This window comes from Pseudonocardia sp. Ae505_Ps2 (assembly GCF_001932425.1).
Lineage (GTDB): Bacteria > Actinomycetota > Actinomycetes > Mycobacteriales > Pseudonocardiaceae > Pseudonocardia.
Window position 1 is genome coordinate 771,717 of the sequence record NZ_MCIP01000001.1, and the last position, 1,910, is coordinate 773,626.

3 protein-coding genes are annotated in these 1,910 nt (G+C 63.5%); 2 read left to right on the forward strand and 1 reads right to left on the reverse strand.

Annotated elements, in window-relative coordinates; genetic code table 11:
• A partial coding sequence (locus tag Ae505Ps2_RS03515) for a transposase family protein (RefSeq protein WP_249265212.1) occupies nucleotides 1-493 on the forward strand: 493 nt, incomplete at its 5' end.
• A gap of 211 nt (nucleotides 494-704) precedes the next feature.
• Nucleotides 705-1,421 (forward strand): hypothetical protein, encoded by a 717-nt coding sequence (locus Ae505Ps2_RS30860; RefSeq protein WP_139320122.1) that lies wholly within the window; start codon nucleotides 705-707, stop codon nucleotides 1,419-1,421.
• A gap of 166 nt (nucleotides 1,422-1,587) precedes the next feature.
• Here Ae505Ps2_RS30860 and Ae505Ps2_RS33065 read toward each other — a convergent pair.
• Nucleotides 1,588-1,910: transposase family protein (locus Ae505Ps2_RS33065; protein WP_249265213.1), on the reverse strand; the 323-nt coding region annotated here is incomplete at its 5' end.

Here is a 1,910-nt window from a genome sequence, read left to right on the forward strand (position 1 = left end):
GATCGCCACCGACCGGTGCCGCGCGCTCGGCCTCACCCCCGGGGTCGACCTGTGGTGGTCGGGCAAGCACCGCCGCCACGGCGGGAACATCCAGGTCCTCACCGCACCTGATGGATGGCCGCTATGGACCAGCGACGTGCGGCCGGGCCGCGAGCACGACACCCGCTGCGCCCGTACCCACCCCGGGCTGCTCGAGGGCCTGGCCGCGTTCACCGACGACACCCACGCCGCGCTGGGCGACCTCGGCTACGAAGGCGAAGCCGACCGGCTCACCGTGCCCATCAAACTCGCCCCCGGCCGCGGGCAGACGGTCAACCAGCGCACCGTCAACACCCTGCACTCAGCCCTTCGTGCTCTGGCCGAACGCGGAAACGCCCTGCTCAAGACCACCTTCGCCGCGTTGCGGCGAGTCACGCTATGTCCCTGGCGCACCGGCGCGATCACCGCAGCTGCGCTCGTACTACTCCACACCGAGTACGACCGCACGACATGATCAACCCGCTACTGAGAACACCTCAGTAGACGTCGACGCTCTAAGCGAGAGCGTTGCATCACTCAGTATCGCCTATCTACATCAACCCGCAGAGCCGATGCTGCGCAAGGCTACAGACATTCGGAAAGAGTCTCTAAGGCGGCTAACCGAAGGCGCTGTGCGACCACACGAATTGCGCGACTTGACCCTGGCGGCAGGCAGAGCCTCCGGGGTGCTTATCTACGCTGCCCTCGACCTCGGCCACCCCGAGATTGCCGCGACCCACGCTCGTGCCGCATGGCACCTAGCGGAATCCGCGAACGACAATGAACTGCGCGCCTGGGTCCGCGGAACTGAATCTCTCCTGGCGCGGTTCGAGAAGAACTACACTCTTGCGGACAACCTTGCCCAGGACGGCTTGAAGTACGCAGGAGCAGGCACGTCAACGATTCGCCTCCTATGTGGAGCAGCTCAGTGTGCCGCCAACCTCAACAACTCCAGGAAGGCGCAGGACCTCCTAGATCAAGCTCTATCCTTGCGCGATAAAGCCGCGTCCGACTCTGTGAACGGCCTCTACTCCTTCAGCTACGCCAAACAGCTCTACTATGGTGGCTCAAGTCTAATGTGGCTGGACGATCCACAAGCCCTGAAGCGAGCAGACAGAGACGCCGGGCGCGCCATCTCCCTGTGGGAACACGAGGGGGATGAGTTCCGATCACTGGACGATGAGGCTCTAGCTCACGTATATCAAGCAACTGCCCGCGTCAAAGTAGGCGAAATTGATGGAGCAATGCAGGTATTACGCCCTGTAATCAATCTACCCGAGGAACGGAAGATTTCCTGGATTCGCAGGCGAATCTCAGAGATGGGAGACCTACTCGACGGGAAGCAGTTTAAAGGATCAGTTATCGCAGCGGACGCCAGAGACGAGCTTCGCAGCCTTACCTAGCTGGGGGCAGCGGGAACTCGCCGGGCCAGGCTCAGCTGTCGGATGAGGCCCCGATGAGCGCAGCCCCGTAATTGGTGTAGGGCTCTTCGAATGCAGCAATGGAAAAGCGGGAGCGCGCCTCACCTAAAAGGCGCCTGGCAATGAGGTGTTCTCAGTAGCGGGTTGATCATGTCGTGCGGTCGTACTCGGTGTGGAGTAGTACGAGCGCAGCTGCGGTGATCGCGCCGGTGCGCCAGGGACATAGCGTGACTCGCCGCAACGCGGCGAAGGTGGTCTTGAGCAGGGCGTTTCCGCGTTCGGCCAGAGCACGAAGGGCTGAGTGCAGGGTGTTGACGGTGCGCTGGTTGACCGTCTGCCCGCGGCCGGGGGCGAGTTTGATGGGCACGGTGAGCCGGTCGGCTTCGCCTTCGTAGCCGAGGTCGCCCAGCGCGGCGTGGGTGTCGTCGGTGAACGCGGCCAGGCCCTCGAGCAGCCCGGGGTGGGTACGGG